This is a genomic window from Streptomyces sp. NPDC059582 (assembly GCF_042735715.1).
GTDB lineage: Bacteria > Actinomycetota > Actinomycetes > Streptomycetales > Streptomycetaceae > Streptomyces.
In genome coordinates this window covers 21064-46216 of the sequence record NZ_JBHWCC010000020.1, presented here as the reverse complement: position 1 = coordinate 46216, position 25153 = coordinate 21064, and the positions used below count along the sequence as shown (strand labels likewise).

21 protein-coding genes and 2 pseudogenes are annotated in these 25153 nt (G+C 69.2%); 9 read left to right on the top strand and 14 right to left on the bottom strand.

Annotation, left to right across the window (positions count from 1 at the left end; genetic code table 11):
* Nucleotides 1-38: 38 nt before the first annotated feature.
* A complete protein-coding gene (locus ACFV0T_RS18835; RefSeq protein ID WP_385779971.1) occupies nucleotides 39-878 on the bottom strand; it encodes an LLM class flavin-dependent oxidoreductase in 840 nt (279 codons plus the stop codon).
* A gap of 699 nt (nucleotides 879-1577) precedes the next feature.
* Here ACFV0T_RS18835 and ACFV0T_RS18830 point away from each other — a divergent pair.
* A complete protein-coding gene (locus tag ACFV0T_RS18830; protein WP_385779970.1) occupies nucleotides 1578-2045 on the top strand; it encodes a MarR family winged helix-turn-helix transcriptional regulator in 468 nt (155 codons plus the stop codon).
* 223 nt (nucleotides 2046-2268) lie between these two features.
* Nucleotides 2269-2925, top strand: a complete 657-nt coding sequence (locus ACFV0T_RS18825) for a TOPRIM nucleotidyl transferase/hydrolase domain-containing protein (protein ID WP_385779967.1) — start codon at nucleotides 2269-2271, stop codon at nucleotides 2923-2925.
* A gap of 232 nt (nucleotides 2926-3157) precedes the next feature.
* Here the strand turns inward: ACFV0T_RS18825 and ACFV0T_RS18820 are convergent, their stop codons facing one another.
* From ACFV0T_RS18820 to ACFV0T_RS18800, 5 genes and pseudogenes are all read right to left on the bottom strand, one after another.
* Nucleotides 3158-5047: an arabinofuranosidase catalytic domain-containing protein gene (locus ACFV0T_RS18820; protein WP_385779965.1), complete on the bottom strand. Its 1890-nt coding sequence runs from the start codon at nucleotides 5045-5047 to the stop codon at nucleotides 3158-3160.
* Nucleotides 5048-5699: 652 nt separating this feature from the next.
* Nucleotides 5700-6584, bottom strand: coding sequence for a polyphosphate kinase 2 (ppk2, locus tag ACFV0T_RS18815; protein ID WP_385779962.1), 885 nt, complete (start codon nucleotides 6582-6584; stop codon nucleotides 5700-5702).
* A gap of 20 nt (nucleotides 6585-6604) precedes the next feature.
* Nucleotides 6605-6841, bottom strand: a complete 237-nt coding sequence (locus tag ACFV0T_RS18810) for a hypothetical protein (RefSeq protein ID WP_385779959.1) — start codon at nucleotides 6839-6841, stop codon at nucleotides 6605-6607.
* A gap of 21 nt (nucleotides 6842-6862) precedes the next feature.
* Complete coding sequence (locus tag ACFV0T_RS18805; RefSeq protein ID WP_385779956.1) at nucleotides 6863-8017, bottom strand: anion permease; 1155 nt, start codon at nucleotides 8015-8017, stop codon at nucleotides 6863-6865.
* Between the two features lie 657 nt (nucleotides 8018-8674).
* Nucleotides 8675-8920, bottom strand: a pseudogene (locus ACFV0T_RS18800) (cysteine hydrolase family protein); the annotation flags it as partial.
* 592 nt (nucleotides 8921-9512) lie between these two features.
* On the opposite strand from ACFV0T_RS18800, the gene ACFV0T_RS18795 reads away from it, so the two are divergent.
* The gene (locus tag ACFV0T_RS18795) at nucleotides 9513-10769 is read left to right on the top strand and encodes an MFS transporter (RefSeq protein ID WP_385779954.1); all 1257 of its coding nucleotides are present in this window, start codon (nucleotides 9513-9515) and stop codon (nucleotides 10767-10769) included.
* A 344-nt stretch (nucleotides 10770-11113) separates the two neighbouring features.
* Here the strand turns inward: ACFV0T_RS18795 and ACFV0T_RS18790 are convergent, their stop codons facing one another.
* Nucleotides 11114-11965, bottom strand: coding sequence for a LysR family transcriptional regulator (locus tag ACFV0T_RS18790; RefSeq protein ID WP_385779951.1), 852 nt, complete (start codon nucleotides 11963-11965; stop codon nucleotides 11114-11116).
* A gap of 95 nt (nucleotides 11966-12060) precedes the next feature.
* Between ACFV0T_RS18790 and ACFV0T_RS18785 the strand changes: the two genes are divergently transcribed.
* The 3 genes and pseudogenes from ACFV0T_RS18785 to ACFV0T_RS18775 all read left to right on the top strand — a co-directional run bounded on the left by ACFV0T_RS18785 (nucleotide 12061) and on the right by ACFV0T_RS18775 (nucleotide 13842).
* Nucleotides 12061-12792 (top strand): SDR family oxidoreductase, encoded by a 732-nt coding sequence (locus tag ACFV0T_RS18785; protein WP_385779948.1) that lies wholly within the window; start codon nucleotides 12061-12063, stop codon nucleotides 12790-12792.
* Between the two features lie 101 nt (nucleotides 12793-12893).
* Nucleotides 12894-13004: pseudogene (locus ACFV0T_RS18780) on the top strand (IS982 family transposase); the annotation flags it as partial.
* 334 nt (nucleotides 13005-13338) lie between these two features.
* Nucleotides 13339-13842: a nuclear transport factor 2 family protein gene (locus ACFV0T_RS18775; protein WP_385779945.1), complete on the top strand. Its 504-nt coding sequence runs from the start codon at nucleotides 13339-13341 to the stop codon at nucleotides 13840-13842.
* A gap of 200 nt (nucleotides 13843-14042) precedes the next feature.
* Here the strand turns inward: ACFV0T_RS18775 and ACFV0T_RS18770 are convergent, their stop codons facing one another.
* Entirely contained in the window at nucleotides 14043-14582 is a 540-nt protein-coding gene (locus ACFV0T_RS18770) for a hypothetical protein (protein ID WP_385780199.1), read from the bottom strand.
* A 416-nt stretch (nucleotides 14583-14998) separates the two neighbouring features.
* Complete coding sequence (locus tag ACFV0T_RS18765; RefSeq protein WP_385780196.1) at nucleotides 14999-15400, bottom strand: hypothetical protein; 402 nt, start codon at nucleotides 15398-15400, stop codon at nucleotides 14999-15001.
* A 263-nt stretch (nucleotides 15401-15663) separates the two neighbouring features.
* Between ACFV0T_RS18765 and ACFV0T_RS18760 the strand changes: the two genes are divergently transcribed.
* Nucleotides 15664-16032, top strand: a complete 369-nt coding sequence (locus ACFV0T_RS18760) for a VOC family protein (protein WP_385779943.1) — start codon at nucleotides 15664-15666, stop codon at nucleotides 16030-16032.
* A 343-nt stretch (nucleotides 16033-16375) separates the two neighbouring features.
* On the opposite strand, the gene ACFV0T_RS18755 is transcribed toward ACFV0T_RS18760, so the two are convergent.
* Nucleotides 16376-17140 carry an SDR family NAD(P)-dependent oxidoreductase gene (locus tag ACFV0T_RS18755; RefSeq protein WP_385779940.1) on the bottom strand — a complete coding sequence of 255 codons (765 nt, stop codon included), beginning with the start codon at nucleotides 17138-17140 and terminating at the stop codon, nucleotides 16376-16378.
* A 312-nt stretch (nucleotides 17141-17452) separates the two neighbouring features.
* Between ACFV0T_RS18755 and ACFV0T_RS18750 the strand changes: the two genes are divergently transcribed.
* Nucleotides 17453-18097, top strand: coding sequence for a TetR/AcrR family transcriptional regulator (locus ACFV0T_RS18750; protein WP_385779937.1), 645 nt, complete (start codon nucleotides 17453-17455; stop codon nucleotides 18095-18097).
* A 421-nt stretch (nucleotides 18098-18518) separates the two neighbouring features.
* Nucleotides 18519-21395 (top strand): SpoIIE family protein phosphatase, encoded by a 2877-nt coding sequence (locus tag ACFV0T_RS18745; protein WP_385779933.1) that lies wholly within the window; start codon nucleotides 18519-18521, stop codon nucleotides 21393-21395.
* Nucleotides 21396-21567: 172 nt separating this feature from the next.
* Here the strand turns inward: ACFV0T_RS18745 and ACFV0T_RS18740 are convergent, their stop codons facing one another.
* The 4 genes from ACFV0T_RS18740 to ACFV0T_RS18725 all read right to left on the bottom strand — a co-directional run bounded on the left by ACFV0T_RS18740 (nucleotide 21568) and on the right by ACFV0T_RS18725 (nucleotide 25148).
* Nucleotides 21568-22425, bottom strand: coding sequence for a hypothetical protein (locus ACFV0T_RS18740; protein WP_385779931.1), 858 nt, complete (start codon nucleotides 22423-22425; stop codon nucleotides 21568-21570).
* Between the two features lie 40 nt (nucleotides 22426-22465).
* Nucleotides 22466-23344 (bottom strand): TauD/TfdA dioxygenase family protein, encoded by an 879-nt coding sequence (locus tag ACFV0T_RS18735; protein ID WP_385779928.1) that lies wholly within the window; start codon nucleotides 23342-23344, stop codon nucleotides 22466-22468.
* 93 nt (nucleotides 23345-23437) lie between these two features.
* On the bottom strand, nucleotides 23438-24025 hold the full coding sequence (locus ACFV0T_RS18730) for a hypothetical protein (RefSeq protein ID WP_385779925.1): 588 nt from the start codon (nucleotides 24023-24025) through the stop codon (nucleotides 23438-23440).
* Between the two features lie 52 nt (nucleotides 24026-24077).
* Nucleotides 24078-25148, bottom strand: a complete 1071-nt coding sequence (locus ACFV0T_RS18725; protein WP_385779921.1) for a GSCFA domain-containing protein — start codon at nucleotides 25146-25148, stop codon at nucleotides 24078-24080.
* Nucleotides 25149-25153 lie beyond the last annotated feature (5 nt).

The following is a 25153-nucleotide window of genomic DNA, read 5'->3' as shown; positions in this document are numbered from 1 at the left end:
GGGCGACGGTCTCGGGGGAGCCGACGAAGAGCGCGCCCTTACCGACTTCCGCCAGGTAGCGCTCGCGAGTCGGCTTGTAGAACCCGCGCTCCTCCGCGAGGGCGGCGACGACCGGCTGCCAGTAACGCCACCAGGTCCGCCTCCTCGTCGCTGTCGGCGATGAGTCCCAGCGAGTGCTGGGCGACGGGTTGCCCGGCGTGCCCGAACTGTTCGAGCGTGCGGTGGTAGAGCTCGACGTGGCCGGCGAAGCGCTGCGGGCGCCCGCCGATGATGGCCAGCATGAGCGGCAGGCCGTAACGGGCGGCACGGACCACGGAGTTCGGGCTGCCGCCCACGCCCATCCAGGTGGGGATACCACCCGGCGGCATCCGCGGATGCAGCTGCTGTTCGACGAGCGGCGGCCGGAACTTCCCCGACCAGGTCACCGTCTCCTCGCGCTGGAGGCGCATGAACAGGTCGAGCTTCTCCTCGAACAGCTCCTCGTAGTCGGCGAGGTCGTAGCCGAACAGCGGGAACGACTCCGTGGCCGATGCCCGACCCAGTACGAGTTGGGCGCGCCCGTTCGAGACGGCGTCCAGGGTGGAGAACTCGTGGTAGAGCCGCACGGGGTCGTTGGTGCTCAGTACGGTCACCGAGGTTCCGAGCCGGATGCGTTCCGTCGCGGTGGCGATCGCGGCGAGCAGGACGGGGGTGGCGCTGTCGTTGTGGCCTGGGCGGTAGTGCTCACCGACACTGAACACGTCGAGCCCCACGGCTTCGGCGAGCTTGGCCTCCTCGATCAACAGACGAACGGTCTCGGCATCGCTCAGCGGCCGGTCGCCGTCGGTCGCGACCTCTCCGAACGAGTTCAGCCCCAGTTGGAACGTTGTGGCAGTCATGGACTCCTCCTGCTGACTCCCGGGACATCCGGCGTCACACCGGATGCTTGACGTGTCAATCTTTAGCAGACATGATTGATGTGTCAACCAAAGGGGGTGGCGTCATGGGAGAGCGACACAGGGTGTTCCCCACCGCCGAGGAACCGCAGATCTGGCGTGCCTTCATCGAGACGACGGAGGCACTCCGCTCCGAACGCTCGTCACGCCCGCACGGCGAGTCCTCCGTGTCCCCAGGTGACAACGCCGCGCTCCTCGCGCCGCAAGAAGCGGATGGGCGACCGCGCCCCTCCCTGATGACCCCTGGCGGTCCCCTCGCCGTCCGCCTCGGCTCCGCGACCGCCGCCCAGCACATCGAGAGTGCCGCCACCCAGGTCGGGCGTGGCGGTCCGCCCGTCCCGGACACCTTCTCCCCCGTCCGGACACGATGGGGAATGGGCCGACCCCTCGCCGAGCAGACCCGGTCCGGCTTCGCGGGACGCGAAGGCCCAGGCGCCATGACATGCCGATCCGAGGGGCGCCGGCGTTCGACAGGCGGGCCCGAAAGCGCGGCACGAGAAAGCCGGGGCAGCTCAGGCGGTGCCGCGCCTCAGGAGTCAGGGCGACCCTCAGATGCGGCCGGGCAGGGCGAAGGCGAGGCCGGTCACATCACCGAAGACCTCTGGCAGTTTGGTGATGTGTCAACGAGCCTACACTCTCTCCATGGAAGAAACGGTGCGGTGGTTGACGCCTGAGGAGCAACACGCGTGGCGCAGCTTCGTCCGCCTTCAGGAGAGGCTCCGGGGCCGGTTGTCACGCCAGTTGCAGACGGAGTCCACGGTCTCGCCCGCGGACTTCGCCGTACTGGTCGAACTCACGGACGCACCGGACGGGCGGCAGCGGTCTCTGGATCTTGCCCGTGCGTTGGAATGGGAGAAGAGCCGCATCTCTCACCACATCTCCCGTATGGCCAGGCGCGGACTGGTGGTGCGGCAGGAATGTCCCGAGGACGGGCGCGGCGCCTTCGTGGTCATCACCGACGCGGGGCGCGCGATGATCAAGGGCGCTGCCCCACGTCACGTGGAGGCGGTGCGCGCTCTGTTCCTCGACCATGTCACGCCGGCGGAGCTGCGGACGCTGGCCCAGATCTCCGAGCGCGTGCTGGAGAAGCTGGACGAGGACGCGCCCTGACCAGGCCGGGTCGGGGCGGCCCGTGTCGCGTGGGCGTGTCCTCCTCGGACCCGATCACTCGAATACGGCCCCGACCGGGTGGGTCCGAGGCGACGGGGAGAGGCCGTGGATCGGCTCACCCGAAGCCGCACCTCCTCCGAACTCTTGCGTCATCCACCCCCGGAAAACGTGCGTGCGTACGAGATCTCGGCCGTGCCAGGATGGCATCGGGAAGCGAGGTCTCGTGAACGAGTTGAGGCGATTCCGCCAGGCACTGGTCGCGTGGGCGGCCCGCGGAGCGGAGGCGGACGCGGCCGCCGCGGTGGCGCGGGAGCTGGCCGGCGGCGGTGCGCGGACGATCGTGCTCGTCGAGGGGAGCAGCGATCAGGTCGCGCTCGAAGCGCTGGCCACACGCTACGGCCGCGACCTCGGTGCGGAGGGTGTCGCGGTCGTACCGCTCGGAGGTGCGACCAACATCGGGCGTTTCCTGGACGTGTGCGGCCCGCCGGGGCTCGGCCTCCCGCTGGCCGGTCTCTACGACATCGGCGAGGAGCGCCATTTCCAGCGTCATCTTGAACGGGTCGGGCTCGGGACCGGTCTCACGCAGACCGAATTGGAGACGCTCGGGTTCCATGTGTGCGACGCCGACCTGGAGGACGAACTGATCCGCGCGGTCGGGGCCGAGGGCGTGCAACAGGTGATCGAGACCCAGGGCGAGATGCGCCCCTTCCGCACCTTCCAGGGCCAGCCGGCACAGCGGGAACGGCCCGTGGAGCACCAGCTGCGGCGCTTCATGGGCACACACAGCGGCCGCAAGGCGCTCTACGCGCAGGCCCTGGTCGCGCACCTGCACCTCGATCGCGTTCCCCGGCCGCTGGAGCGCCTCCTCACGCACGTCTGACACAGCCGACGCCACGCCGTCACCGTGCAGGCATGCGGCGCCCGTCAGCGGATCGGAGGACCGGCGTCACCGGCCCGCGCACGTTTCCCGGGGTGGCCCTTGCTGCCAGGCCGCGGGAGCCCTGGGCGGCGCCCGCACGCGGCACCGCCCGGACTGCCGCGACGGCACCCGCGTGGGCCGGAGGCCTGCGTCCGGGCACCTCGCGGGTGCCCGGACAGCCGGTACAGGTACGTCAGCGCAGCGCGAACTTCTGGGCCGCGGAGCCGTTGCAGTCCCAGATCCGCAGCCGGGTGCCATTCGCGGTGGCGCCGCTGGGCGAGTCGAGACAACGGCCCGACTGCGGGTTGAGCAGCGAACCATCAGCCTGCTGCACCCACTTCTGACCACCCACACCATTGCAGTCCCACAACTCGACCTCGGTGCCGTTGGCGGTACCGTTGCCGACGATGTCCAGACACCGCCCGATCGTGGACAGCGAACCATCCGCGCGGTGCGTCCAGTGCTGATCCACCGCCCACGACTGGCAGTCCCAGAGCTGGACGGCCGTGCCGTTGGTACCGGTGTCGTCCGCGGCGACATCGACGCACTTGGCACCGGGACCGGTGACCGCGGCTCCGCCGTTCACGGAGAACTTCTGGGCCGTGGCGCCGTTGCAGTCCCAGATCTGCAGCGCCGTTCCGTTCGCGGTGGCGCCGCTGGGTGAGTCGAGACAACGGCCCGACTGCGGGTTGAGCAGCGAACCATCAGCCTGCTGCACCCACTTCTGACCACCCACACCATTGCAGTCCCACAACTCGACCTTGGCACCGTTGGCGGTACCGTTGCCGACGATGTCCAGACACCGCCCGATCGTGGACAGCGAGCCGTCCGTTTGATGCGTCCAGTGCTGGTCCTCGGCGTAGGTCTGGCAGTCCCACAGCTGAACGGCCGTGCCGTTGGTACCGGTGTCGTCCGCGGCGACATCCACACACTTGCCACCGGGACCGGTGATCGTCCCTTGCGGGCCGTTGGGCACGTCCGTCTCACCGGAGTATCCGGCCGAGACGATGTTCGCCTGGACCGCGCTCTCCGCGGCGTCGGTCGGGTAGCCGGCGACCATGACACCCTCGAAGAACGTGCCTCTGTTGCGGTTGCTGTTGTCCCCGCCGATGCCCAGGATGATGCCGCCTTCCTGTTGCATCGGCCGGTAGCCGCCGCGCGTGGGCAGACCTCCGTCCCACCACGTCGTCAGCGCGCCCGACTGGGAGTTGCCGCCCTTGAGGGCGTATTCGGTCTGGCCGTCGTTCTTCAGCACGGCCGTGACGAACGGGCTGTTGTTGCCGCGATTGGCGGTGTTGGAGCCGTTGTCGCCCTGGAACATGCCGTTCTCCAGGTCGGCCTCGACCCACGGCCCCGAACCGGTGCACGGCGCGAAGTAGCAGGTGGTCGCGATACTGACGGCGTCCATGTGCCCGTTGCCGGTGTCGGCCGGGGTGCGCTCGGCGTTGCCGTAGTCGAAACAGCAGTCGGAGCCGACGTGCGTGCCGCTGGCCACCATGTAGGCACCCTCGGGCTGCCCGTTGACGGCGACACCCGACGCCACTCCCGTGTAGCGGTAGCCAACGCCGGGTGAGATCCAGATGCCGTACACCTTGTGGCCGCCGGCGGTCACGGCGATCTCACTGGCGTCGGCTCCTCGGTCGACGCCACCGGCGGTCCCTGCCGGCCCGGGCGTGAGGTCGTTGTGCCGCGGGCTCTGGTCGTAGACCTTCGTGATGCGGCAGGTCGTGTTCGCACAGAACGTGTCCTGCTGTACCGCGTTCGCGTAGCCGCCCTGGGCCAGCAGGCCGATGTCGGACTTCACGCCGTCCGAGGCGCGGGTGACCTGGTAGAGCGGTCCGTTGTACGAGGAGTAGAGGGCCCGCGCTGTACTGTGCGCGGCCACGCACGACGTGCCGGCGCCGCCGTAGATGTCGCAGGGAAGGGAGCCGGCCGCCTGCGACGCGCCGGGAAAGCCGACCAGGACGCCGAGGGCCAGGCCGAGAGCCGACACCCCGACCGCCACCGCCCTCGCCGCTCGTCGAACGGTGGCGGCAGTCCCGCCTAACACTGTCTCCGCCAAAGACGATCTGGTTATGCGCATGACAAGTCTCCTCCAAGGTAGAGCCTTGACCGGATGTGCCGCCTACATCGACGGACCGCTCGCCTCGCGGCTCGGAACCTACGCAGCCTGTTTGAAGGCGTCAATATTTGTGTCATCGCTTTGGTACGTACTTTGCTTGATGTCGGAACGTGTTTATTCGGTCACGGCGCAAACTGAACTGACGCGGTGGAGTTCGGAGGTCGTCCGGACGCGCGGTCACGCCGACGCCTGCGACTGGCCACGGAGCCGGACCCGGCTGCGGCTCGCAGCGCAGGCCCGCTGAACGTGCCGCCGGTCCCATAGGACGCTCTCGACAGCTAGGAGGGTCCACCGGTCGTCGGAGGAAATGGGGCAGCGGCAGCGGCCCCAGGAGTCGTCGCCCTGGTGGCCGCGTCAGCGCCGGATTCGTCGCCCCTCGTCGCTGAGCTACTGGATTCGACAACCGGCCGCAGCCGCTGTCACGCCTTGTGGACGCCCAGCTCTGGCCGCCTCACCGACACGCCGCGTCGTTCGTGGCCGCGATCTTCTGCCACGACTTCGGCTGCGCCGCTACGACTCATCGACGACGATGACGCGGAAACCCGAAGCGGGCGGCACAGGGCGCCGTGCCCGCGGCGTACCCATGCACCGCGAACATCTCCTGGGCGCCCGCTCAGTGATCGTGGTCGTCCTCGCCCGCCTCCAGCAGGTTCGCGGCCGCACCCACGATGCTCGGATCGGGGCTGCCGACGACGTCCTCGTCCTTGTCCGCGTAGTCAAAACGGGCAAGGACGCTGCGCATCGCCTCGACACGGGCCCGCTTCTTGTCGTTGCTCTTCACAACGGTCCAGGGCGCCTGCACGGTGTCCGTCTCACGGAACATGGCGACCTTGGCTGCCGTGTAGTCGTCCCAGCGGTCGAGCGAGGCCAGGTCCATGGGGCTGAGCTTCCACTGTCGTACGGGATCGACCTGCCGGATCGTGAAGCGGGTGCGCTGTTCGCCCTGGGACACCGAGAACCAGAACTTGATCAGGTCCACTCCGTCGTCGACGAGCATCCGCTCGAACGCGGGCGCCTGCCGCATGAAGCGCCGGTAATCGTCGTCAGTGCAGAAGCCCATGACCCGCTCGACGCCGGCCCGGTTGTACCAGGAGCGGTCGAACATCACGATCTCGCCGGCGGTCGGCAGATGCTCGACATACCGCTGGAAGTACCACTGCCCGCGCTCGCGCTCGGTCGGCTTCTCCAGGGCCACGACGCGCGCGCCCCGCGGATTGAGGTGCTCGGTGAACCGCTTGATCGTGCCGCCCTTGCCGGCCGCGTCGCGCCCCTCGAAGACGATGACGAGGCGGCGCCCGCTCTCCTTGATCCAGCTCTGCAGCTTCAGCAGTTCTATCTGCTGCAGCCGCTTGTGCCAGTCGTACTCCTTGCGCTCCATGCGCTCCTGGTAGGGGTAGTTCTCCCGCCAGGTGTCCACCGGGGTGCCGTCCGGCCGGATCAGCACCGGATCGTCGTGGTCGCTGTAGTCGACGGTCATGCCCGCCAGTAGTGCTGTCATCGTGTCTCTCCGCCTTGGCCTCAGTGGAACTGCGGCACGATCAGATAAATCCCGTACGCGACCACGGCCGCGCAGGCCAGGAAGCAGATCCCGGCCTGGGCGAGACCGAGGACGTGAGTGCCGCCGCTGTCCGTCTCCCGCGCGGTCTCGACCTGAGAAATACCCAGGACACCGAGCGCGAAGACGACGACCACTGCGACGGTGACTCCGATACTCACCGCGGTGACCTCACCGAGTGCGGTCCAGTCCAGATCCATCGTACGAAACTCTCTTCGGGCTCAGGCGGCGGTGCCGACGCCGGCAGGCGTCCCGCCACGGACGGTGACCTTGTGGGTGTCGTTCACGTTGTTCGCGTGGACCGGGTCGCGGCGCGAGGCGACGACGATGAATGCGGCGACGGCGACGGCGCACAGAGCGATCACCGCGGTGCCGACGTTCCCACCGTGCTTCACCACGCTCGCCGAGACACCGCCGACCAGTGCGGCGGCCGGCAGCGTGATCAGCCAGCCGATCACCATGCGGCCCGCCGTGCCCCAGCGGACCTCGGCCAGGCGCCTGCCCAGACCGGCGCCGAGGATGCCTCCGGAACAGACCTGCGTGGTGGAGAGCGCGAAACCGAGGTGCGCGGAGGTGAGGATCACGGTGGTGGAGGCCGCCTCCGCCGCGAACCCCTGCGGCGACTGGATGTCGGTGAGCCCCTTGCCCATGGTGCGGATGATCCGCCAGCCGCCGAGGTAGGTCCCGAGTCCGATGGCGAGACCGGCCGACGCGATGACCCACACGGGGGGACCGGCGTCGTGGCCGAGAGAGCCCGCCGAGATCAAGGTCAGCGTGATGACACCCATCGTCTTCTGCGCGTCGTTCGTGCCGTGCGCGAGCGAGACCAGGGAGGCCGAGGCGATCTGGCCGAGCCGGAACCCCTTGGTCACCGATTCCTGGCGGCCCCGCGCGGTGATCCGGTACGCGAGGTAGGTGGCCAGCAGCGCAGCGACACCCGCCACGACCGGTGAGGCCACGGCAGGGATCAGCACCCTCTCGATGATCTTGTCGAAGTGGACGCCGTGCTCGCCCGCGCCGACCCACACGGCTCCGATCAAGCCGCCGAACAGGGCGTGCGAGGAGCTGGACGGCAGTCCGAGCAGCCAGGTCAGCAGATTCCAGAGAATCGCCCCGACCAGCCCCGCGAAGATCATGCCCGGTGTGACCAGCGTGTCGTCGACGATGCCGCTCGAGATCGTCTTGGCGACCTCGGTGGACAGGAAGGCACCGACGATGTTCAGGACGCCGCTGATCAGGACCGCTGTTTTCGGCTTGAGCGCGCCGGTCGCGATGGACGTGGCCATTGCGTTCGCCGTGTCGTGGAACCCGTTCGTGAAGTCGAAGGCCAGAGCCGTGACGATGACGACCGCCACAAGGAACGTGATGTGGTCCATCGCTCGATGGAAGCAATCCGAGGCGTACACCCGGGAAACCGGAGGCGACGTGGACGCGTGGCCGAGCGGAGGTGAATGTGCGTTTGGGGTCGTATCGGACCGGTCCGGCGACTCCATGAGCGGCACGCTGCCGACGGTCGCACCCGGCCAGGCTAGCGGCGCTGAACGGCGAGGGTCCACTGAGGTGTTGTACCCAAGGTCGGTGCGGGTCTGGCGTTGCGCCGGTGTGGCGCAGGAGTTCACGACGAGTGCGGGCGGAAGTGCTTCGTGGCCGTGCGGGGTGAGGGGCTCGGGGGCTGAGGGTGATGGGTGAGGGGTGAGGGGTGAGGGGTGAGGGGTGAGGGGTGAGGGGTGAGGGGTGAGGGGTGAGGGGCTGCAGGGTAAGTCGGACTCGAAGGTTGTCGACGCTCGATGCGACGTCAGAGAGCCCCGCATCCGCCTGGTGCAAGGCAACTTCCCCGATCCTTGAGGTGTAACGGCGTAAGAGCGTGCGACGGGCGGGCCGGGCCGCGCGGACAGGTCGGACAGGTCGGCGGCGACCCAAGGGCGGACGGCCGGCCATCGGACGAAGGGCGGCTGGGAAGCGTTGCCGCGCCATGGGGCCGCCAGGCCCCGCCTGTTGCCATGAGCCGTCTGGCGCGCTAGCGGGAAGCACGGCTAGAACTCCACGGCGTCCACGGCGCAGATGTTCACTCCCATGTTTCGCGTCATCATCTCCATTGCGGCGTCGGGGAGGTCGGGATGGATGTGGGCGACCGCGTCGTCCGGCACGGTCACTTGAAGGTGGCGGATGTGGGCGTCCAGCGCGGAGTACAGCACGCACTGTTCCGTGACCTGTCCGCAGAGCACGACGTGTCCGACGTCGAGCTGGCCCAGGAGGTAGGCGAGCGGGGTCTCGTAGAAGCTGGGAACTGCATCCTCGCGCCCTCCCTGGGCCTGATGCGTTCTCAGCTGGCGGTACAGGCCACTCCATCGGCCCTGAGGTCTGATCGGCGGCTTGCGGGGATGGCAGCACGAGGCGCGACGCCAGATACTCAGCGCCGGAAAGCCAACCGTCCTCCGCGACTGCTGCGCGGGAGACCGCCGAACCGGCGACCGTCGCGCCGGCCGGGCCGACGTACTTCTCCGGGACGGTCTTCTCTCCGCCCTCCCTCGCCGCTAGTGTCGTTTCCTGCCTGACCCGCTCTTCGATCTCGTTTCCTCGATCACAACACTCAACGTTTCTGCCGGCGCTGGAGCCGACGCCGACGCGGAATTCGATTCCGCCCCGTCTGCGTCAACTTGGACGACTCCTGGCGGCGGGGGGTGGTGCCCGCGACGGGCGTCGTTCTCTCGGACCGTCCCACCGCGCAGCGGAAGGTTCACCGTGACTCCGCGGCACTGGTTTCGTCGTACCGCACCGGATTTCCGCCGTACCGCACGGGGGTTTCGCAACACCGGATCGGGGAGGACGGGCATCGCCTCCTACCGTTCAGCCCTGCGGACCCCCGGCGCGGTGGCCTTCTTCCTGGCCGCGGCGCCCGCTCGGGTCGGGGTGGCCATGGCCGGTCTCGGCGTCGTCTGGCTGGTCCATGCCGAGACCGGGTCCTTCGGGGTGGCCGGCCTGGTCACTGGCTCGTTCGCCGTGGCGGAGACCCTGGTGGGCCCGCAGACGGCCCGTCTCATGGACCGTTTCGGACAGCCGCGCGTCCTCGTCCCCCTCCTGTGTGCCCACGCCGGAGCGACCGCCGCCCTGGTCGCGCTGGCCCTGACGGGGGCGCCCGCGGTGACGCTGATGGCGGCCGGCCTCACCGTCGGAGCGACCATCCCACAGTTCGGTGCGCTCTCCGCGGCCCGCTGGTCGGCCTTGCTGCACGGCAGGGCTGAACTCACACCGGCTCTCGCACTCGAAACGATCAGCAACGAGGTCGCCTTCCTCCTCGGTCCCGCTCTCGCCGTGCTGACGGCAACCCAATTGCACCCGGCCGCAGGTACGTTGCTGGCGGGGGCGCTCGTCGTCGGCGCCGGACTGGCCTTCGCGGCGCTGCGTCGTACCGCCCCGACGCCCGGCGCAACGGACGCCCCGAAACATGGGGCTGCCCGGGGCCCGGGGACTCTGTTGACCCGGAATTTCGCCACCCTACTGGCGGTCAATCTGGCCCTGGGTGTCTTCTTCGGCTCGACGCAGGTCTCGGTGAGCGCCTTCGCCGACGTCCATCACACCGCCGCGGCAGCCGGATTCCTGTACGGAATGATGAGCGCGGTAAGCCTGCTGGCCGGTCTGGCCTACGGGCGACACGGCCGGCACACCCCGTCCGCGACCCAACTGCCCCTGATCCTGGCCTTCCTGGCCTCCGCGTCACTGCTGCCGCTCCTGGCCGACACCCCCTGGCAGCTCGGCCTCGCCCTCCTGCTCCCCGGTGCGGGCGTCGCTCCGTGCATCATCGCCTCCTCGACGCTTGTCGAGTCGGTCATGGACCGATCGGTCCTGACCCAAGCCTTCACCTGGACGAACTCCGCGAGTGCGGCGGGCATCGCCGTCGCCGCCGCCACGGCCGGCCGGCTCGTCGACGGTCCCGGCGGCACACGAGCCGGATTCGCCGTCCCCCTCCTCGCCCTGACCGCGACGGCAGCCCTGACCTGGTCCAACCGCCACGCCCTCACGACAGCCGCCACGGCGTCCAAGCGGACACCGACTCAGACCGACTCGACAGACGAATACCGCTCGACCGACCCTCATGTGGAGTCTGATACAGGCACTGGACGGGGCTGATGCACCGTCTGCGGACGATCTTGAGCAGCCTGGCGGCGTGGCCGCGGTGGGCCCGCTAGCGGTCGGCTGCGGCGGCGATGTGGGCCCAGCCTGCCTGACGTACGAGCCGTTCCCGGTCGCTGACGCACGGTGCCGTGGCCGGACCGTCGGCCGCCCGACCAGGGCATTCGGCACGGCACGGCACGCGGCCACCATGCACGCGGCCTAGATGAATGATGCGAAGGTGTGAGTGGTCGAGACAGATGTCACCTGGTCGCGCAGACCGACACCAGCCGCGTGCACCCACCGCGATCTGCCGCCTGAGCCGGGCCACGATGGGTGGAGCCTGGCCGGTCGGGTGGGGGCTACTGGAGACGTGTCGCAGTCCGGATGAGGTCGGCGACGGCTCTGGACCGGCTGTGCGGTGGCCAGGCGATCACGGTGGTGACTGTCGGCGCGTCCAGCACGGGCACGGCGGCGAGGTCACCGTGCAGTTGCGCTCGGCACGACTCCGGTGAGACCGCACAGGCCCGGCCGAGCGCGACGAGCTGCAACAACTGCGCATGGTCGCGGACCTGCGGGCCCGGACCGGGCGGGTAGGTGCCGTCGGGGTCGGGCCAGCGTGGGAGGGGCAGGCCCGGCAGCCCGGTGATGTCGGCCATGTGCACATGGGCCCGGGCGGTGAGCGGATGCCCGGCCGGCAGGACCACGACCTGACTCTCCGTGCTGAGCTCTTCGGTGTGGAATCCGGCCGTCGAGTCGAACGGCCGGTGCAGCAGCGCCACGTCGGCCCGGCCCTCGCGCAGGAATCGTTCCTGCTCGGCCGGACCGCACAGGATGACGTCGACGGGGACCGCGCCGGGTTCGGCGGCGTACGCGTCGAGCAGTCTCGCCAGCAGTTCCCTGGACGCGCTGGCCTTCGTGACCAGGACCAGGCCGGGGCTGCCGGTCACGGAAAGGGCGGCGCGGCGGGTCCGACGCTCGGCGGCCTCGACCGCGTCGAGAGCCGCCCGGCCCTCGACCAACAGCACCGAGCCGGCCTCGGTCAGCGTGACAGTGCGACTGGTCCGATCCAACAGCACTGCCCCGAGCCGGCGTTCGATCCGCTGGATCGCCCGTGACAACGGTGGCTGCGCGATCCCGAGCCGCTGCGCGGCACGCCCGAAGTGCAGCTCTTCGGCGACAGCGACGAAATACCGCAGTTCCCGGGTCTCCATCCGGCCACGCTATCCCGGATCAATACCCTGACGGTATCGTTGCGCACCCGATCGGTCTTGGACCCCCGCCGAGGCCCGAAGGCAGCATCGTCCCTATGACTGAACGGACGATCGCGCTGGTCACCGGCGCGAACAAGGGAATCGGCTACGAGATCGCCGCAGGCCTGGGTGCCCTCGGCTGGAGCGTCGGCGTCGGCGCCCGCGACAACCAGCGCGGAAGCGCCGCGGTGGAGAAACTGCGCGCCGCCGGCATCGACGCGTTCGCCGTACCGCTGGACGTGACCGACGACGCGAGCGCGACCGCCGCCGCACGGCTGATCGACGAACAGGCCGGACTCCTCGACGTGCTCGTCAACAACGCCGCCATCGCAGGCGACATGCCACAGGAGCCCACCCGGATCGACCCCGCCACCATACACACAGTCGTGGACACCAACGTGATCGGCGTCATCCGCGTCACCAACGCGATGCTGCCGCTGCTGCGCCGCTCCGCCGCACCACGAATCGTGAACATGTCCAGCAGCGTCGGCTCCCTCACCCGGCAGTCAGGACCCGCCGCCGAGCAGACGGCAGGTCCGGTGTCCGCGGCGTACGCGCCGTCGAAGACGTTCCTGAACGCCGTCACCCTCCAATACGCCCGGGAGCTGAGCGGCACGAACATCCTGATCAACACCGGCTGCCCCGGCTACGTCGCCACCGACCTCAACGGCTTCCGCGGCGTGCGCACCCCCGAACAGGGCGCGGCGATCGCCATCAAACTCGCGACCCTGCCCGACGACGGCCCCACCGGACAGTTCTTCGACGACGCCGGCGCGGTGCCCTGGTGATGTGCACTGCGGCCATCACCCGCCAGGCTGATGGCGCTGCCTTCACGCTCACCGGCGCGAAGGCCGACGAACGGCAGACCCTGCTCGACATGCTCCACGGCGGAGTGATGGCCCGCGTCCTGCAACGCATCCTCGGCCTGACCAGCGCGATCTGGCCCAACGACCACACCGGCCAGCCCGTCATGCGCTCGCTGACCGCCTATGACCACTAACCCTTCGCATCATTCATCTAGTCGAGATGGAGCGTGTCGCCCGCCGCGCACGAGCGTGGCCGCTGTCCGGCGTGCGGCCGTGAGTCATACGCCTGGATTCAGGCCAGTCGGCTGTGCGAGCAGCCACCGAAGGGTGACTCATGAGGTGACGGAATGCCAGTCGCGAGTCGGCCCCGCCCCAAGGAGGGGGGTGTACGACAGCACGTGCCACCGGGGCGGCTCTCGTACGTTCGAGTGATCCCTGGTCGCACCCTTTCCGTGGCGACTCTCGTTGGTCGGCCTGGGGCTGATCGGCAAGGAGCCCCTTCACCTGCGAGAGACCTGCGAAGGAGACATGGTGAACCAAGAGGAAATGGTCGCCCTGTGGGAGCAGCACACGGCGTACGAGTTCGAGACCAAGGACGCCGACCTGACAGTGAGCACCATGGTGGACGACGCCAGTGTGATGCATCTGCCGACGATGAGCGGTGGTTCAGGCAAGGAACACCTACGGCGGTACTACCGGGACGTCTTCATTCCCGGCATTCCGCAGAACACCGTCACCGAGACGGTGGATCGGTCGGTGGGCGACGACTTCCTCGTCGAAGAGATCCTCATGCGGATGCGTCACGACCAGGAGATCCCTTTCCTGCTGCCCGGACTCGCCCCGACCGGACGGGACCTCGAAGTACCCCTGTTGGTGAAGGTGAAATTCCGCGACGGCCTGATGGAGAGCGAACGGCTCTACTGGGACCAGGCCGCCGTGTTGGCCCAAGTGGATCTGATTGCCTCCGAAGGCCTGCCCATGACCGACTTCACGGAGGTCGTCCGATTCCTGCGGGACAAGGTCATGTCCTGATACACAGGGGGATCATTGCCACGCAACACCGGGTGGTACGGCGTCGGCGGTCCTTCCGGGACACCTTCCCGGCCTGCCCGCTGCGCCGTACCTGCCACGGACGGTCGAAGCAGCGGGCTCACGAACTGCCCCTTAGATCATCTATGAGACCGGGCCTCGCGCAGGAGGCGGCGGGGGACGCGCTCTTCGCGGAGCTCCGCTCAACTCAGAACTGTCCGCCGACTCTTCAGAGCTGAGTCCATGTAGCGACAGCGCTCCAACGAGCGGCGACGCATCCACATCATCCAGTAGCAGAACCCGATCACTCCGACCGCGAAGACCAGCGGCAAGGTCAGTTCACCGGTGCTCACCCCCAGTACCAGCAGTCCGGCGGCGACCAGGCCCATGAAGCCCAGCCAGTACGGCAGCCACCGCTTTCCCCGCTCCATGCGCCCGAGGTGTTCGTCGACGAGCCGTCGCATGGTCGCCTGCTCCTGGGGATCCTGTGGCACAACACGGTGCACGATCTTGCGATTGAGTTCAGCGAGTCCGCGTGGGTCGGTGCCGGCCGCACGCGCGATCCTGCGACGTTGTACGGCCATGAACCCGACGCAGATGGCGGTGTAGAGCGCGGCCTGGATCACCCATATCGCCGGGTGCTCACCCCGACGGAGCAGGGCGTTGACCCCCACAGCCAACACAAGAACCAGGACCCCCTGTGCGAACAGACTGCGGTCGAGCCAGCTCTTCAAGGCGTGCACGGTACGTACCTCCTCGAACATCGACGGTTACCGCTGTCGCTTCCCGATTACCCCGCCGAACCCGGCCTAGCGGCAGGCCTCCCAACTGCCGCACGGCGACCGCTCAACGGCCATCGGTCCGGCCCGGGACCCCAGCCGAGTCGACGCCTTGATCGGTCCGCTCCCCCGCCGGCACGACACCGACCTCGGCGAAGTCGTCAACCACCGAAACCGCATCACCACCGTCGGGACGCCGCCCCCGTTCCCACCCGCGGCCTCAGCCATTTCGAAGCCGTACTTGAGCACACCCTCGCCTTCTGCGCCCCGCTCCGCCACAGTCCTTCGGGCGACGGACCTGGCGCCGTGCGGGGATACGTGAGGGCCCTCCGAGATCGGCGACCACGTCCAGAGCTGCTCCACGCGCGCAGTGAGGTGCCCTACTGCGCGGCGTCCGCCGAAGCTCGCTTGTCCTCGACATGGACGATGCGCAGTTCGGTGCCATCCCGATGACGCTTGGACCGTCCCAACAGTCCGACAGCGATCTCCGACTGATCACGAGGCTCATCAAGGCCGACATAGGTGAGGACGTCGTTGTGATGGCCGGTGACTACCCATCCCTCGACATCCTTGAGGTCGATCACCCCGAAGTCTCCTGCCGCTGAGCCGGCATGTACCGAGCCGAACTCGCCAAGGATCTCGGTAGCTTGGTCAGCAAGTTCTCCATCCGGAGCGGTCAGCACGACACAAGTGCCATGCTCGAACAGCACCCACGACTTTCGGGGGTCGGCCAGGAGCCGCTGCCAGACATCTATCAGCATCTCGGTGTTCACGGCGTTCATCATGCCGCGGAGCACTGACACAGGGTGCGGATCGACCGACGCTCACGGCGAACTCTCGCTTCCTGAACTTGCCCGCCGAACCGTCCCGACGGTCCTTGTGAGCCGCCGCCACCTCAGCGGGGTGACCGGACCTCGTTTCCGGGTGCTCGTGCTGGTCGTCGGCGGCAGTCCGTGTCCTAGATCGTCCGGCGGGGTGGTTCTTCCGATGAGTTCGCCGTCTTCAAACGGTCTACCCAGCGACACGACCGTTCGACAGGAGTGCCATGTCCACCATCCAGCCAGTGATCGTGACTGCCGACCAGGACGTTCTGCTCGGCTTCTATACGAAATTGTTCGGCGCTGAGGAGATCTTCCGGATACCGGCGGAAGGCCCGCCCTTCTACCTCGGCTTGCGCATCGGCGACACCGACCTCGGTCTGGTGGCCAAGGCGGACCCGGGGACTGGGGCGGCGTCGCGGATCCTGCTCAGCATCGCTGTCGACGACGTCGACGAGACGCTCGGCCGGGTGGCGGCGCTCGGCGGCTCGGTCCGCGGCGGCCCCAACAACATGCCGTGGGGACAGCGCGTCGCCCACATCCAGGACCCCGACGGCAACCCGGTGAACCTCACTCAGCCGATCCCGGCCCAGTGACGCTGTTCCGGGTGCGTGTGCTGATCGTGGGCCAGCTGCTACGCCGACCCCGCACACCCCAGCGTCATGCGGTCCGGCAACGGTACGTATCGAGTCGCGATCAACCCGCCCTGTCCGTCTTCGCCTCGTCGTCGGCCTGCATCTCGTAGAGGGGTCGGGAGCCCGTGCGAACGCGCTCGGTCCGGTCACGCGGCTGCGGCGCGAACGTCCGAGTCCGCCAGTCGGCCCGGGCCCACGTGACGGGCACCGCAGTTGGCCGGGGCTGTTCGCGCAGCCACGGTGTGGGTGCGACGCCCGGCGCACGGTGGGGCGGAGCGGACCGGCTGGTCGGGCCGGGGAAGGCTCAGTAGCCGGCGGTCAGCGCGCCGTCGATGGCGAGAGCGGCGCCGGTGATGAACGGGCTCTCGTCGCTGAGCAGGAAGGTGGCGAACGCGGCGATCTCCGACTCCTCGGCGGCGCGGCCGGTCGGCTGCTGGTCGAGGAGGGCGTTCGCGGCTTCCGGGTTGCTCTCGGTGAAGCCCCGCCACAGCGGGGTGTTCACCAGACCCGTCACCAGGGCGTTGACCCGCACTCCTGCCTTGGCGGCGTCGAGCGCCGTCGAGCGGGTGAGGCCCACGACGCCGTGCTTGGCAGCCGCGTAGGCCGGAGCCCCCGGGTCACCCACGACGCCGACCACGGAGGCGTTGTTGACGACGGAGCCGCCGCCGCTGGCCACGATCGCCGGAATCTCGTGCTTGAGGCTGTAGAAGACGCTGGTCAGGTTGAGGGCGATGACGCTGTCCCAGAAGGGTGCGTCGATGTCTCCGAGCGCTCCCTGGCTGTTGCCGCCGCCCGCGTTGTTGAACGCGCCGTGCAGGCCGCCGAACTCCTTGACGGCGACATCGACCAGATGGGCGATCTCCTCCTCGACCGTCACGTCGGTCGGGACGAACAGTGCCTTGCCGCCGTCTCGGACGATCTCCGCCGCGGTCGCCTCGCCACGCTCCTTGTCACGGGCCCCGATGAGCACCGCGGCCCCCTCGGACGCGGCGCGCTTCGCGAGGGCCGCGCCCATGCCGGAGGAGCCTCCGGTGACGATGATGACCTTGGACTGCAGACGGTTGGACATGCTTCTCCTTTCGGTGCCCGGCATGGCGGAGGTCAAGGCTGCCGGGATGCGGGTGTACGCCATCTCGATCAGGGTGTGCAACGAGCCGTCCAGGCCTCGACAGCGGAGGGCGGTAGGGGTTAGGGCGGTAGGGGTGATGAGACGGGTCCTCCGACACAACCGGACCGGGCGGTCACATTGACCGTAACACGCATACGGACCGCGCGGTCACGTTCGGACCCCGGGAAGGTGACCCATAGGTCACATTGCGCGCCGTACAAGCTGACCAGGGGGTCCGTTAAACTGCACGCGCTCGTGAACGAGGGAGGAGCCGTGACGGATCCAGCAGCGGTCAAGCCGATGCGCAGCGATGCCGTCCGGACCAGAAAGCTCCTGGTGACCGCGGCAGCCGATGCGTTCGCCGAACAGGGCACCGAAGTGCCCGTCTCCGAGATCGCGGAGCGGGCCGGGATCGGCAAAGCGACCGTGTTCCGGCACTTCACCACGAAGGACGACCTCCTGGCGGCGATCGTCACCGAGAAGATGGACCGCCTCGCCGAGACCGGCGAGCGACTGGCTCAAGCCGAGGACCCGGCATACGGACTGCGCGAGTTCATGAGCGCCGCAGTCGAGCTGCAGGTCGAGGACCGCGCCTTCTGCCAGGTCGTCCACGGCGTGGCCCACGATCACCCCGAAGTACACAGAAGCCAGGAGAAGCTGGACGCGGTCACCGACGCGCTGACCGACCGCGCCCGCCGACACGGTGCCATCCGCCAGGACATCACCGGGCAGGACGTCATGCTGCTGATGAGCGGGATCCCCCAGACGACGTCCCGCCTGCAGGACACCCAGCCGCACCTGTGGCGCCGCTACCTCCACCTGGTCTTCGACGGCATGCAGGCCGACGGCACAGCGAAGCTGCCGGGGCCCCCGCCCCATGCCGAGACCCCAGTCACTCCCCCTCCCTCCTCCTTCTAGCGTCCGCGTCCTTCTAGCGTCCGCGCGGCCGGCGGCCGCGAGGCGGACCGCGCTATCGGCCACCAGACGGACGCCGCACCGCGGCCACGACGGCTCCCGCAGCAGGGTGCGCGGCAAGGGAGCTGGGGACGTCGGCCTCATCGCACCGAACGTCGCCACCACCGCCGTCACCACCACCGTCACCGGTGACGGTGCCGTCATCGGCGCCGGAAACTTGATCATGGAAAGCGGCGCGGCACCCGCCGCGAATCCGTGCGCGGCGGCGACTCCCCTGCCTGGTCACCCACTGCCACCAAGGCAGTTCGCCAGGGCTGCTCGACACAGCTCGACAGTCCAGGGCCCACGAGCCCGTATGGCGGACACGGCATCGGCCGGGAAGAATCTTGCCAGGCACGGTTTGCACGAGATGAAGGTTCCCCGTATGAACGGTCGGTTGGCCCTGCTCGGGTCGGTGGCCCGTGGCCTCACGGAGAGCGAAGTCTTCCGTCTGGCACTGCAGCACGCCGTGGCGGAGCTCAGCGCTCTCGGGGGAACGATCCACCTCCGCGGACCCATGTCCGCGCTCCGGCTGGTTTCGGCGACCGGTATTCCCTCCGCCTGCATCCACGCCTGGGAGATCATCGACCAGGACGGCCCGCTGGCACCGGCCCAGGCCCTCCAACGCGGCACTGAGGTGTGGGTGCCGATGGCACCCGCCGGTCCCGGGACGCACGCGGCCGCACCGGCCGGCTCAGGCCGAGAACACGGTGGCGTCGCATGGCTCAGCACCGGCCTGGCCGCCCTGCCCATATCGAGCGCAGACCGCAGTATCGGCGTGCTCACCGTCCAGACCGGTGTGCAGGGAAAACCCACCTCGAGCCAGTGGGACTTCCTGCGCGGCCTTGTCGCATGGACCGAGGAACGCTTGGCCCAGGCGCCACCTCCGGTCAGACCTCCGCCGGACGACCGGAGCTCCGCTCGTCTGCGGCAGGCTCTCAAGGAGGTCAGCATCGGGTCGTGGGACTGGAACATCGAGACCGGCGAGCTGATCTGGGACGAAGCGTCCATGGGCCTCTACGGCGTCACACCGGACGCCTTTACGGGCAAGGTCGAGGACTGGATGAGGGTCGTCCATCCCGACGACCTGGCCTACACGCTCGCCGCCGTGGAGCGGGCGATCCGTGACCGATCGGTTTTCGACGTCGAGTACCGGGTGCGCAGACCGGACGGCAGCTGGGGCTGGACCAGGGCCCGGGCCAAGCCGACGTACCACGAGACTGGCGAGCCGTACAGGATGATCGGTATGGGCTGGGACACCAGCGAGTCCCGAACCGCCCGCGACGCCCTGAGCCGGGCCCTGCGCCACATGAGCGACGGCTTCCTGGCCGTGGACGACGACTGGCATGTCACCTTCGCCAACCTGGCGGCCGAGCGCATCCTGGGCCTCTCCGAGGAGGAGCTGTTCGGACGCGTGCTGTGGGAGCTGCCCACGACCAGGCCTGCTCCGAGGCTGGAAGAGCAGTTCCGCACGGCGGCACGGGAGGAGGGGCCCGCCAGCTTCGACTCGATGTTGTGGGGCAGCGACCGCCTGTATCAAGTACGCCTCGTCCCCGGGCCGGACGGACGCACCCTCTATTTCACCGACGTCACGGAGACCCGGCGTCTGGAGGTCGAGGCCGAGCGTTCGGAACGTACGGCGAGTGAACGTGCGGTTCGTGTCGCGGAGTTGAACGCCGAACTCGCCAAGGCGACGACTTCACAGGATGTGGTCGACGCCGTGGCCCGCAGGGTCCTCTCACCCTTCGGCGCGTCCGGCTTGCTGGTGCGGGTCATCGAAGGCAACCGACTTCAGAACGTCGGGGCCGTCGGTCATGCGCGCCAGTTCCGGCCCGCCCTCGACAACCGCACCCGGGTACCCGGCGACCCGGAGTGGGACACGATCACCTCGGGTACCCCGCTGTTCTTCTCCTCCCAGGCAGAGAAGTCCAAGCACGTACCCGACGAGCTCCTGCTGCCCGAGGCGGCGGACGAGCAGGCGTGGGCCTATCTGCCGCTGACCGCCTCCGGGCGCACCTTCGGCGTCTGCATGGTGGCCTTCGACCACCCACGCCACCTGACCGACGACGAGCGTGCCTTGCTGAGTACCATCAGCGCCCTCTTCGCTCAGGCCCTGGAGCGGGCCCGGCTCTACGACTTCGAGCACACTCGGTCCCGCGCGCTCCAGAGCAGCCTCCTCCCGCGCGGTCTGCCCACACTGCCGGCGTGCACCACCGCCGCCCGCTACCTCCCCGCCGGACAGGGCATGGACGTCGGCGGCGACTGGTACGACGTCATCCCTCTCTCCGGCGGCCAAGTGGCTCTCGTCGTCGGTGACGTCGTCGGCCACGGCCTGCCCGAAGCGGCCACCATGGGCCGACTGCGCACCGCCGTGCACACCCTCGCCGACCTCGAACTGCCACCCGACGAGATCATGAGCCACCTCAACGACATCGTCAGCGGCATGGGCGAGGAGTCCTACGTCACCTGCATCTACGCCCTCTACGACTCCACCTCGCAGGTCTGCTCGATGGCACGGGCCGGTCACCCACCACCCGCGCTGGTCCACCCCGACGGCTCAGTGCACTTCCCGTACACCTCTGCCGACCCACCGCTGGGTGTCACGAAGATGCCTTTCGAGAAGGTCGAGGTGCCGGTGCCCGACGGAAGCCTGCTCGTGCTCTACACCGACGGCCTGGTGGAGTCCTCCACTCGCGAGATCGACGCGGGCATGACCACATTGGCCCGGCTCCTGGGCACGGCTCACGACGACGGGGCGACGGCCGACCTGGAGCAGCTGTGCGACAGGCTGATCGACGGTCTGCTGCCCGTGGACCAACTGACCGCCGACGACTCCGCGCTCCTCGTCGCACAACTGCACGCTCTCCCGGCCGAAAGGATCGCCTCCTGGCCACTGCCCGACGCCGCTCCGGCAGCGGGCCAGGCCCGACGGCACGTACGGGAGCAGCTCGCCGCCTGGGACCTTCCCGATCTCATTCCCACGACGGAACTCCTGGCCAGCGAGCTGGTCGGCAACGTCGTCAGGCATGCCAGAGGCCCCGTCCGCCTGCGTCTGCTGCACAGCACCAAACTCATCTGCGAGGTCTTCGACGCCAGCCCCGCGATGCCCCGCATCCGCCGCTCGGCGGACACCGACGAAGGAGGGCGCGGCCTCCAACTGATCACAGCTCTCACCCAGCACTGGGGCGCGCGCTACACCCCGGACGGCAAGTGCATCTGGACGGAGCAGTCCCTCAACGGCCCAGCCTCGGAGCAGGGTTGACTGTGGCGAAGCGCTGATCCCAGGTGACCGCGGCGGACTCGGCGAAATCCGCCGCCGCCGAAGTCGGTCTCATCGTCGGACATGCGGACAGCGAGGTATTCGTGGTGGCCGCGGACCGATGAGCGGCACGGCGCTCGAATCCGGGCGACGGCACCGCGATCCGCGCGCGCCGCTACGGCCGCGAGGCCTCCAGCGCCAGGAGGAGTCCCTCGGCCAGGCGTACGGACGGGAACGGATCGTCCCGCGTCGTCGTGGCCCGGACGACGGCGCGCACCTGAGCACCGGGATACGTGTCGGCGTACGCCGCACACTCGTCCGTCATCTCTCTCCCGTGCATCACGTCTCTCCCGTCCGTCCCCTCCCTCCCGTCCCTCCTGTCCGTCCCCTCCCTCCCTTCCGTTCCATTCCTCTCTTCCGTCCCGTCCCTCCCTTCCGTCACGTATGCGCGGGACAGTGCGTCGCCGAGCACCCGCGCGTGGGCCTCGGCGAAGGCCCGCGCGTTCGCCTCGCTGCTCAGCCGCGCGTATTCGTGACCGTAGATGTCGGCCTCGGCCGGGACGAAGTCATTGGCCAGCGCGTAGTCGCGGGCACTCGTGTGGGCCTCGGCGTACGTGCTCGCCCGGTCGTAGGCGGCGTCGTAGAGGCGAAGGAGCGCCGGCCCGAGCACGGTCCTCCACGTGTCGCGATCGGCCGGCCTGCCCGCCGTCGTCGCACGATGCAGGTCTCCCAGGGCGGTGATCACGGCGGAGTCCTCGTCGGGAACCGCCCGGGCGAGGAGTGGCACGATCGTGTCGGCGTGCCAGACATGGACGGCGTGCAGGCCGGTCGCGGGCGGTCGTTCGGCGAGGAGCCCGTGCAGTCGGGCCGCCCAGCCGTCCGCGATGTCCGCCGGCAGTTGCTCGTGGAGGGCGGAGGCGACGTGCCACAGCCAGGTCGGCGAGGGTGCCCCGGCCACGGCCGCCGTGGGAGGTTCGGCGGCCGAAGACCGCAGCGCGGCGAGGAACGCCTCCGAGGCGGCGGTCGTGGTCATGGAGCACCTTGCCTTTCGTCGGGGAGGTCGGAGAGCCGGATCAGGCGTGCAGGCGGGTGCCGTTGACGGCCACGCGGCGGCCCTCCCTGGTGTGCGGGAAGTAGTCCCACACGGCGTGGTGCTGGACGCTGCGGTTGTCCCAGAGCACGAGGGTGCGCTCCTGCCAGCGGACCCGGCAGTGGAGCAGTGGGGTGCGGGCTATGTGCGCGTACAGCATGCCGAGCAGGGCGTCGCTCTCGGCGCGGGACAGCTGGGTGATGTGCGAGGTGTAGGGAGCGTTGACGAACAGCAGCTTGCGGTCGGTCTCCGGATGCCGGGCGACGACGGGCTGTTCGGTGCGCGGCACCTCGTACTCGGGCGGCGGGGTCATTCCGGCGGCGGTCCACGGCAGGGCTCCGTCGTGCAGAGCGGTCAGGCCGTCCAGGAAGCCGCGCATGGCGGGTGAGAGCAACTCGTAGGCGAGGTGCATGTTGGCGAAGAGGGTGTCGCCGCCGCTGCCGCCCTCGGGAACGGTGGTGATGTACAGCATCGAGCCGAGGGAGGGTTCGGCGTCGGCGGTCCCGTCGGCGTGCCAGCCGTTGCCGGCGACCTCGCGGGACTCCTTGGTGGCCTTGATCTCCAGGATGTGCGGGTCGGATCCCTCGGGCGCGAGTGCGACGGGGTGCAGTTCGCCGAAGACGCGCGCGAACCGCTTGTGTTCGTCGGGGGTGATGTCCTGGTCGCGGAAGACCAGGACGTGATGGGTGTGGAACGCGTGTTTGAGTTCCTTCTCCTGCTGGGGCGTCAGCTCCTGGGACAGGTCGAGGCCGGTGATCTCCGCGCCGAGCAGCGGGGTGATCGGGGCGGCGGAGAAGGTGTCGTACGGCTCGGCGGGCCGGGTGGTGAGCCGTTCGACGGCCTGCAGTGCGTAGTCCTCCATGAGGGACCTCCGTGGCATCGATGGGATCAAGGAACGGGGAGAATGGGGGCATCGGGAAATGGGGGAATGGGGCAATCGGTGCGGGGCAGGGGGTCACAGACCTCGGTCGAGGAGTTCGGACACGACGAGGCGGCCGAAGGCGAGGTTGCCGTGGATCGTGTCGTCCGTCTGGCAGAAGGCCGGGCGTTGGAGTCCCGTGCCGTCGGTGACGCGGGCGCGCAGGTCGACGATCTCGACGTTCCGGGAGGCGAGTTCGGCGCCGACGACGTCCTGCGCCGCGAAGAAGACGCGCGGGTCGGACAGGCCGGGCACGCGCTGGGGCGGCAGCGGCGCCAGGACGCGCAGGCCCAGCGCGGCGGTGTGGTCGTAGAAGGCGAGCGCTCCTCGGACGCTCGCCCTCACCAGGTCGGCGAAGAGGCGGCTGCGCAGGAAACCGTCCGGGACGGCGCCCTGCCGGTCCCGGTGGACGTCCCAGTTCTGGCGGGTGGCCACCGTGTGCGCACTCAGTCCGAACGTGCACACCAGCGGCACCGGCAGCCCGGCGAGGACGCCCACGCCGAGCGTGTCGAGGAACTCCCGGTACAGCCGCTGTGCTGCGGCCTCCCGGAAGGCGATGTCGGTGCCGTCGGTGTCGAAGAAGGGACCCAGGAAGTCCCGTCCCGAACCCACCGGGCCGCCCACGAAGGGCAGGCCGGCGGCCTGGGCCGCCCGTCCGACGCAGCCGGCGTGGGAGTCACCCAGCAGGAGGAACCGGGCGGGGGCTGTAGTAGTCGAGCACGGCGTCGTCACACCAGTGGTCCTCTCCGCCGGCGGCAGGGGTGGTTGGTCCGGGCGCGGTGGGCGCCTGGTCGGTCCGGCCCTGGAGGGCCTGGAAGAAGTGCCGCATCACGAAGGCCACTCCGTCAGGACTGACCGTGCGCAGATTGGGTTCGTAGAAGCGCGCCCGGTACGGGAAGCCCGTGATGATCTCGTACGACGGGAAGTAGTCGACGTGGTCCGCCTCGTCGGCGAGTTGGCCGGCCGCCGCGCGCAGTACGGACTTGGAGTGGGTGGTGGCGACGAGGGCGTGGCGGCCGGTGGCGGTGGCCGTGAGCGGCACCGGGGAGACGGTCAGGACGGTGCGCAGCCGGGAGTTGACACCGCGGGCCAGGGCGAGCAGGTCCGTCAGGTCGCGGTGGACCCGCGCCACCGTGTGCTGGTGCAGGACGTGCCGGGCGGGGTCGAAGGTGCCGCGCACGGTCCCGGGGCACATCGGCAGAACGGTGCCGGTCCGCGTGTCGTGCCAGGCCTCGGTCAGGCCGAGGGTGAAGACGAGGACGTCGGCCTTGGTGAGAGCGGTGCGGATGGCTGCGAGAGTGATCTCGCGGGAGTGCAGCAGCTCGTCGTGGGAGGCGAAGCCGTCCGGTTCGATGGCGGGCCGGTAGGGGTCGTGGAAGGCGCCGTCCTCCTCCCAGACCTCCTCGGGCGGCTTCTCCTCGTCGAGCGCCCAGGCGACCCACTGGCGCAGGGCTGCGGCGGTGTAGATGTTCCCGGTGCGGAAGGAGAAGCGGCGGTAGCCGCGTGCCGTCCGCTCGGCGCGGGTCAGGCCCGGTGGTGCCGGTTCGGCGTCGTACCAGTGCATGCCCTCCTCCAGGAGGGCGCGGCCGATGTGGGCGGCGAAGCAGGATCCGGCGGTGACGACGGGGTCGTCCTGGCCGATGGTGAACTTCGGTGTCCACAGGTCGCTGATCGCGAGCGGGTCGGGTTCGGCGACGGCGGTACGCCAGAAGGACCGCGCGGGCAGGCGGGTGTAGGGGTGCTGCACGGTGG